General features: G+C 34.1%; 7 protein-coding genes and 1 pseudogene. 5 read left to right on the top strand and 3 right to left on the bottom strand.

The features are described 5' to 3' along the window. Positions 1-673: 673 nt before the first annotated feature. From SOY52_RS08740 to SOY52_RS08720, 5 genes are all read left to right on the top strand, one after another. A complete protein-coding gene (locus tag SOY52_RS08740) occupies positions 674-1666 on the top strand; it encodes a TRAP transporter substrate-binding protein (RefSeq protein ID WP_320848572.1) in 993 nt (330 codons plus the stop codon). Positions 1667-1744: 78 nt separating this feature from the next. Beyond that, the gene (locus tag SOY52_RS08735) at positions 1745-2281 is read left to right on the top strand and encodes a TRAP transporter small permease (RefSeq protein ID WP_320848571.1); all 537 of its coding nucleotides are present in this window, start codon (positions 1745-1747) and stop codon (positions 2279-2281) included. Between the two features lie 9 nt (positions 2282-2290). Continuing rightward, a complete protein-coding gene (locus tag SOY52_RS08730; RefSeq protein WP_320848570.1) occupies positions 2291-3574 on the top strand; it encodes a TRAP transporter large permease in 1284 nt (427 codons plus the stop codon). 12 nt (positions 3575-3586) lie between these two features. Further along, positions 3587-4666, top strand: coding sequence for a Gfo/Idh/MocA family oxidoreductase (locus SOY52_RS08725; protein WP_320848569.1), 1080 nt, complete (start codon positions 3587-3589; stop codon positions 4664-4666). Then, positions 4663-5829 (top strand): Gfo/Idh/MocA family oxidoreductase, encoded by a 1167-nt coding sequence (locus SOY52_RS08720; protein ID WP_320848568.1) that lies wholly within the window; start codon positions 4663-4665, stop codon positions 5827-5829. Before SOY52_RS08725 ends, SOY52_RS08720 begins: the two co-directional genes overlap by 4 nt. 337 nt (positions 5830-6166) lie before the next feature. Here SOY52_RS08720 and SOY52_RS08715 read toward each other — a convergent pair whose 3' ends face one another. The 3 genes and pseudogenes from SOY52_RS08715 to SOY52_RS08705 form a co-directional block, all read right to left on the bottom strand. After that, entirely contained in the window at positions 6167-6835 is a 669-nt protein-coding gene (locus SOY52_RS08715; RefSeq protein WP_320848567.1) for a hypothetical protein, read from the bottom strand. A 73-nt stretch (positions 6836-6908) separates the two neighbouring features. Continuing rightward, positions 6909-7868: a hypothetical protein gene (locus tag SOY52_RS08710; protein ID WP_320848566.1), complete on the bottom strand. Its 960-nt coding sequence runs from the start codon at positions 7866-7868 to the stop codon at positions 6909-6911. Between the two features lie 456 nt (positions 7869-8324). Beyond that, a pseudogene (locus SOY52_RS08705) lies at positions 8325-8549 on the bottom strand (IS110 family transposase); the annotation flags it as partial.

Raw genomic sequence — 8549 nt, 5'->3', positions numbered from 1 at the left:
TGCTTGGTGTTATTTCTTTCCCAAGTATCTCGCAGAATTCACGAATCTGCAATTCTTTATGGGAGGTCACTTCATATTGTCTACCTCTTCATTATAAATATTAGGGAAAGTATCCAGAGTATATTCTTCATCTCCAACTCTTTTTGAAGAATTATAGTCTTTACTACAGCTAGATTTTCTTCTATATCTTCCTTTAGCTTTTGAGTTTTTTTACTTCTTTAATTTGTAAATTGCAATATAAAAATGTCAAAATATTCCAAAATAAAAATGTAGTTATTAACAAGCTATTTTTGTTCACCTCCATTAAGTAACTCATGATAAGCATTACATTTAGTTTGCTGTCTATAAGGTCTGAATGCTATTGGTGTAAATCCCATATCTTTTTACTCTTTTGATACGGTAGCTATTATTCTGATTATTTTCATATCCCTGTCTGATTTAGACTCTTAGTATATTTATTTTTAAGCAGTTAATAGTATTATCACTCTAAAAAATAATCTGTTTCATAAGCATTATTCTAATAAAATTTGAGTAAGTTATTGTTTGTAACATGTTAGCAAATTTTACTTGTTAACCAAGTTTTTCTTCATACTAATATTTTAGTATATTGTTGTTGATTTATCAGAATTAGGGGGGTATCCTAATATTGTGTTTTAAACAAAAGGAGAAAAAAATGAAAAAGTTTTTAACTGTTTTATTGGTTATGGTTCTTGCTGGTTCTCTATTTGCACAGGGTGCATCAGAGACTTCAAAAACTTACACACTTCGCGCTTCTACCAACCTTGCTGCTACAAGTACAGTAGGTAAGGGGCTTACAAAGTTTGTTGAACTTGTAAATGAAAAGAGTAATGGTAGAATTCAAGCTACATGTAACCATGGTGCAGAGCTTGGTAACCAAGCTGAACAAGTATCAATGGCAATGCTTGGTGATCTTGAGCTCGTTCTTGCAGCTCCTGGAACAGGTCCTGGTGCATACCAAGGATGTGAACCTCTCCTACTTTTTGAATTCCCATTCCTCTTTAAAGATAATGACCAGTATCGCCGTGTAATGAAGGCTGTTGAACCAGAAGTAAATGAAATGGTTAATTCATTAGGCCTTACAGCCATGTGTGGTCAGTCACAGGGGTCAAGAGATATTCTTACAAACGTACCTGTAACAAAGCTTGCAGATATGAAGAACCTTATTATGAGAGGTCCTAATGCAGTTTATATTTCAATGTTTGAAAGTTTAGGCGCTGCTGGTATCACAATGGACTGGAACGAAATCTACACAGCTATGCAGCAGAAGGTATGTAATGGTTGTGAAGGTTCTCCAAGCTCACTTAACGCTTCATCATTCCAAGATAATGGTAAGTACCTCGCTATCACAAACCATATCATCGCATGTGTATACTACTTCTTCAACACAGAATGGCTTAACAGTCTTCCTGCTGACTTAAGAGATATCGTTGTTGAATGTGCTCGTGAAGCTACAGCTTATCAGGAACAGATTGATGATGCTGACCAGACTGCAGCTCTTGAACACATGAAGAGTCAGGGTGTTACAGTTACAGTTATTGAAGATATCGCTGATTGGAAAGCAGCTTGTTCCGGTATGACTCAGCAGTATCTTTCTAAGGGCCAGAATTGGGTTGATTTCTACAACGTCCTCACTTCTATTGACTAATAGACTTTTTTAAGAATGTGGTATGAGCCCTAGGACTAATTTATAGTTCCGGGCTCATTCTTTAGGAGGAGAAAAGATATGGAGATTTTAAAAAAAATCGATAAGATATTGAATCTTATTAGAGTTGTACTAATCGTAATTATTATGATTGCAACTATAGGTATGTGTACGACTAACATCGTACTAAGATACGTAATTAGAAGTGAATCATCATTTAGACCATTTCCTTGGGTAAATGAGTTGATGCAGATGGCAGGTATTTGGATTGCTTTCTTAGCAGCTAGTATGGGGGTTAGATCTAATTCACATGTTAGTCTTGAGAGCTTTATGCAAAACCATGTTCCTGAGAAGGTTGGTAAAATATTAAAGAAGGTTGCACTCTTAATAGTATTAGCAACTCTTGCATATCTATTCTTCTTTGGAATTAAAACTACAATTTTCCAAAAGAGAAGTTATTTACAAAATATTCATCTTTCATATGCATGGTTCTATTCAGCAATTCCAGTTGGATGCTTTTATATGTTCTATGAATACTTACTTATTTTGATCTTTGGATCAAATCCTTTTGCTAAGAAAAGTGAGGAAGCGTGCGAAGCATCCTCTGGATCATTCTAAGGAGGAGTTATGCTTACTACGTTATTGATTTTTTTAATTTTACTAGCATTCATTTTCTTAGGTTTCCCAATTTTTATGGCATTGCTAATTACAGGTATTATCTTCCTTTTATTTGGTGGAAACTCAATGCAGCTTTCAATCATAAAGATGTTTGGAAGTATTAATAGCTTAAGTTTGATGGCAATACCATTTTTTGTTACAGCTGGAAATATTATTTTAAAATCAAAAATTACAAATAAACTTGTAAAGTTTGCTGACAGTGCGGTTGGCTGGATGCCAGGTGGACTAGGACACGTAAATGTCCTTACATCCATGATTTTTGGTGGTATTCAAGGGTCAGGATGTGCTGATGCAGCTGCAATTGGAGGAATGTTAATTCCTGCAATGGAAGAGCAAGGCTACGACAAAGATTATGCAGTGGCAGTTACAGCTGGTTCATCAATGCTTTCCCCAATTATCCCTCCTAGCATATGTATGATTCTTTACTCATACTATACAGAAATACCAGTTGGAAGAATGTTTATGGGAGGTCTTGTTCCTGGTATATTAATTGGCTTAATGATGATGGGAGTAGTTTACTTAGAATATAAACATAGAAATTACGATATCCCAAGAACTAAATTCTCAATTAAGAATTTAGCTGTTACATTCTATCATTCAATTGGTGCCTTAATAATGCCATTAATTATTTTATCCGGTATTTGTTTTGGTATCGTAACACCAACTGAGTCTGGTGTACTTGCAATTCTTTATGGATTATTCTATGGCTTCTTTATTACAAAGAGTTTAAAGATTAAAGATATCCCAGGTATCTTAGTTGAAAGTGCAATTACAACAGCAGTTGTATATATGACTATTGTAGGTGCTGGAGTATTATCAAATGTCTTAGTAAGATTGCACTTCCAATCTGAAATCCAAGCATTTGCAATTAATGTGCTCGGATCAAAATTCTTTGTAGTTTGCTTTATGTTTGTTGTATTTATCATCTTAGGTATGTTCTTAGATCCAACTGTAATTATCGCTATGTTTGCTTCTACAGTATTAGCAATTGGTAATTCTTTTGGCTTTGACCCAGTACACTTTGGTGTAATTATGACAATTATAATGCAACTTGGTGCTATTACCCCTCCTGTTGGTACCTTCTTATTTATCTCCTGTGGTGTTGCAAAGCTTCCGATGGAAAAGTCAATAAAACCACTTTTACCATACATTTTTGTAGTATTCATAGGTATGATACTTTGTTTCTTAGTACCAGGAATAGTTACAGGTCTTCCTAATTTAATTTACGGCTAAAAGGAGAATAAAGTGCAAAAGAAAAGTGATGGAAGCACATATGCTCCTAAAGGAAAACAAGAGAGAGTAGTTGAAAGTGGAACTTTCAAAGTAGGTGTAATTGGCCTTGATCATGGACACATTTATGGAATGTGTAATGGCTTATCTGAAGCTGGTGCAGATATTTTAATTGTCTATGATAATGATAAATCAAAAATAGATGCTTTTATTGAAAAATTTCCTTCTGCTAAAGCTGCAAATTGTGAAGAAGATGTATTAAATGCAGATGTTAATATGATTGCATCAGCAGCTATTGCATCACATAGAGCACAAATTGGTATTAAAGCAATGAAGTGTGGTAAACACTTCTTTGCTGATAAACCTTCAATAACAACACTAAGTGATTTAGAAGAAGTGAGGCAAACTTGTAATAAAACTGGTAAAAGATTTTTTACATACTTTAGCGAGCGTTTACATGTCGAAGCTTCTGTATTTGCTGAGAAGATAATTAAAGAAGGCAAAATTGGTAGAGTCATTAATGTTATGGGATGGGGACCTCATAGAGTTGGGCCAGAGGAAAATCGTCCAGCTTGGTTTTGGAATGAAGATGAGTATGGTGGAACCATTACAGATATAGGATGCCATCAGATTGAACAAATATTTTTCTATTCTGGTGCTAAAAATGGAAAAGTTGTTTCAAGTAGAAAGGCAAACTATAACCATAAAAATCATCCATCTTTCCAAGATTTTGCTGATGCAAATCTAGAGTTTGATAATGGCTGTACCGGATACTTCAGAGTCGATTGGTTTACACCAAGTGGCTTAGGAGCTTGGGGGGATGGTAGGACCTTAATTATTGGTACTGAGGGCTATATTGAAATTAGAAAATATATTGATATAGCTAATAGTAGCGAAGGTGATCATGTTTACTACGTTGATAACGAGGGAGAACATCACATTTGTGCAGCAGGTAAGGCTGGGTATCCATTCTTTGGAAAAATGATTCTTGATTGTATTAATGGTAGTGATAATGCAATGAGCCAAGACTATATTTTAAGAGTAATGGAAATGGCAATCACTGCTCAGCAAAATGCAAAGGTGATAGAACAATGAAAAAATTAGGTGTTGCAATAATTGGTGCTGGTGCAATTGCCGGAGTTCATATTCAAGCTTATCTCAAGCACTCTGATAAGTGTAATATTGTTGCAGTATGTGATTTGTTTGTTGATAAGTGTGAAAAGTTAATAAGCGAGTATAATCTTGATAGTGCTAAGGCATATAAAGATTACAATGATGCTTTGGTATCACAAGATGTCGATGTTGTTTCTATTTGTCTTCCTCCTAGTATGCATGCTACTGTTTCCATTTCAGCTTTAAATGCAAAGAAGCATGTCCTTTGCGAAAAACCTTTAGCATCGTCTCTTGAAGAGTGTGATTTAATGATAAAAGCAGCAAAGGATAATGGTGTCACACTAGCATCGGTTGCTCAAAATAGATTTAAAACACCTCACATGAAAATAAAAGAGATGATAGAAGATGGAGATATAGGGAAGGTCTTGTTTGCAACTGTTAATTCTCTTTGGTGGCGAGGAGAAAACTACTATGATATTTGGTGGCGAGGAACTTGGGAAAAAGAATCTGGTGGATGTGTAATAAACCATGCTGTTCACCATATTGATCTATTGCAGTGGATTATGGGTATGCCTAAGAGTGTTACAGCTTTTATAACAAACTTAAATCATCATAACTCAGAATGTGAGGATTTAGGTATTGCAATCTTGCAATATCCTAGCGCAGTTGCCGAAGTTACTGCTTCACTTGTCCACCATAATGAACTTCAGTCTATTTCTTTCCAAGGTACTAAAGGCTGTTTGTCTGTTCCTTTTGAAGCATATTCATCAAAACCATTAGCTAATGGTTTTCCTGAAGAGAATTTGGTTGAAAGTGAAAAAATTAAAAATAAATATGCATCATTATCCACACTTGAAGAGGAAGGACATCCCGCTTTAATTAATAACTTCTTAAGTTCTATTCTTGGAGAAGAAGAGCTTTTAGTTGATGGACATCAAGGTAGAAATACTATTGAATTAATTACTGCAATTTATAAGTCCGCTTATGAAAAAGCACCAGTAAAGCTACCAATACAAGAAAATGATATCTTTTATACAAAAGGTGGTATTGCATCGGTAATGCCTCACTTTTATGAAAAGACAAAGAGTGTTGATAACTTTAGTGAAACTAAACCAATTACGCTTGGAAGAGATGTAGGAAAATAATATTTATTGCTAGTCACAGCTAATCGTTGTGGCTAGCTTTTTTTATTATCAAAAAGAATATTATAATTAATTTTATTTAATTCTTTAATCATTTGCTCCCCTCGATTTAAAATGATATAGCTAAGTTGTTTGTTACTACTCAATTAAAGCATCATCACCATGAAGGGATTAAAGCACAGAATATCGTCCTTAATTTTCAGAATGCTTTGATGAATAATCTAATTGTATCTAATTCTTTTTTATATTTTCTTTAAATATTACTAATGATGTCATTGTATTTTTTTATTGATTTCACCTTAATCTGTTAGATTTTATTTTACAGTTATTTAAAGAGTAGTCATTCCATGAAATATAAATGAGCTATTTCATCAATAACCTGTTCTTTTGTTCGTCCAATAAGTCCCAGCTGTTTTACATCAACAGGTTCATTTTTCATTCTTTTAATGAATAATTGTATATCTTCATAAACACCTTTAGGAGTCATGATTCTGTCTGAAGGAACAATGAGTTCACTTAATCGAAATACATCATTTTTATGTTTTCTGATATTTTTACTATCAATCTGTTCTCCTGCTTCTTTACGGTTTGTCAAGTCAATCCACGCTTTAGCTTTAAATGGAATTAGATATGAGGCACTTAATACCGACACACCAGCAACTGTTACTTTTCCCTGTTTCAGAAATTCGTAGTAATCATCATCTAAGAGAATTGCAGACAGGCTCGATACATCTTCATCAATGGGCAGTGGAGTCAGCACTGCATCATCTGGGAGTTGTATTGTATCAAGTTTTCTAGTAAATAATTCAATCATTTTAGGATAGTTTTTTGAAGATGGATGAGTGAAACGATAAAATCGTGGTATGCCAGTACTTGAATTACAATGTTCATAGCCTGCCTGTTTTATATAGTCCCAGATTTTTCTTCCAAAATCTACATTTACCGCTTCAATAATAAGCACGATGTCAATATCTTTTGTTGCACGAAAGTCTAAACCTTCTTCACTCATCAAAATATCACATGCAGTTCCACCGATAATAGTATACTGATCTTCATTCCCTTTAAACCACTCTTTAAAACTCTCAATTCATGTTACCATCTATTTCCCTCCATAAATTATTGAGCATTTCTTCTACTGTTTCTTCAACTCTTTCATCAGCTACTTCCCGCAGTGACAGTGCTAGAGAAAGTTCATCCACAATGTTTGTCTTAGACAACTTTTTAGGATTGTATCTCCACAATTCAATCGCTACCTGTGTCTTGGAATCTAATAAATTGTTTGACATGAAGTTATTCCATTTTGATATTTGATCAGAAGCAAAATAGTCAACATTAGGAGTATTTAGAAAAGAATATTCTGATAGTGCACTATAGCCACTTTTTAGTAAGTATGGCTCAATTAATTTTTTTTGAACATAAACTGTCTTTTTTACTGGGTTAAGTAAAAAGCCTTGTGACTTATTAAACAGTTCTTTTGGAGATTCTTCGCAAAGTAATTTTTTTTGAACTCCATTTTTCTGTACTTTTAATATGCCCATATTCTCGAGTTGTCTACTAGCTCTAGAAATAGACATAGGAGTTAAAGATAAATCCTTTGCTGCCTGACTAGTATACATTTCTTTTGCTCCTTTATAAATGAAATGGAGCAGAAGTAGTTGTGCTGAGGGAAGTATTACGTCCTTAGTAATCTTTTGTGCATCACAGCGTTCTTGAAGATAGATTGCCATAAAAGGTAAATATATTTGTTTACCATCAACAATAAAAGCTATTTTTTCTCTTATCAAATACTCCTTTTGTCGTGATGTAAGATGCTTAAGCACTATTACCACTGGACAGTTAGCGATGTTCTTAACAGTATCTAAATGTTTTTTTAATGTTATCACCTGTTCTAATTCGGTTTTGGGATATAAGAAAACAGCATTCATCCTATTTAGAGATACTCTCTTATAATCATATCTAGCACTTATATAGTTTGGTATTTTTTCTAAATGAATATTTTCGTATTGAACATCAATTCCTAAAACCTGTTCGAGATATTTCATTTTAATACTCCCAATTTATAACTCTATTTTTGTATTATAACTCATTTTAAGTTAATATACATATTTAAAGTTATAAATATTTTTCAACTCAATAAAAATAACTATTTTGGTAACTGTTATGATGTGACCTCTTGTCAATAGAAGTTTTACATATTTTAAATGAGTGTTGGGAAGAACATAGGCTGTCAGTTATTCGGCACTTGACCATTCTGTTATTCGTGGATTGGTTACCTACAGGTCAATGGTTCGCCAAAAGCCCTTTCAGTCTAAGAGCGGGAGTTTATTTCAGTCCCATAGTTTGTTCGAAGATGACTGAATCATGCACTTACCTACCTTATATTCTTCCCATAGCTCTATTTTGTCAGCCCTTAGGCTGTAGTTACCATTGTTTCCATTATGAGGAAAACTTCATTATTGAAAATCAATGCTTTTCCCTTCTTGTTCATAATGACCTTCCTATGCAATATTTCCAGTCATCATGCCCCAAATGAAGCATGACAGTTCCCTTGCCCCTGCAATTGTTGCAATATTTGCTGGCTTTCCATTCTTTTCCAACTTTGCAATCTTCTGTTTTATGCGTTTAGAGCCCTTATCTGCATAGGCAATAACTGAAGGGTTTTGTCCCTGCTGCCTCAAAAGAAGTCTCTTTGACTTTGTATATGGATTGCTTCTCTTTATTCC

The organism is Bullifex sp. (assembly GCF_034103065.1).
Classification (GTDB): domain Bacteria; phylum Spirochaetota; class Spirochaetia; order Sphaerochaetales; family Sphaerochaetaceae; genus Bullifex.
The sequence above is the reverse complement of the archived record's forward strand: the minus strand, read 5'-3'. Positions and strand labels throughout refer to the sequence as shown.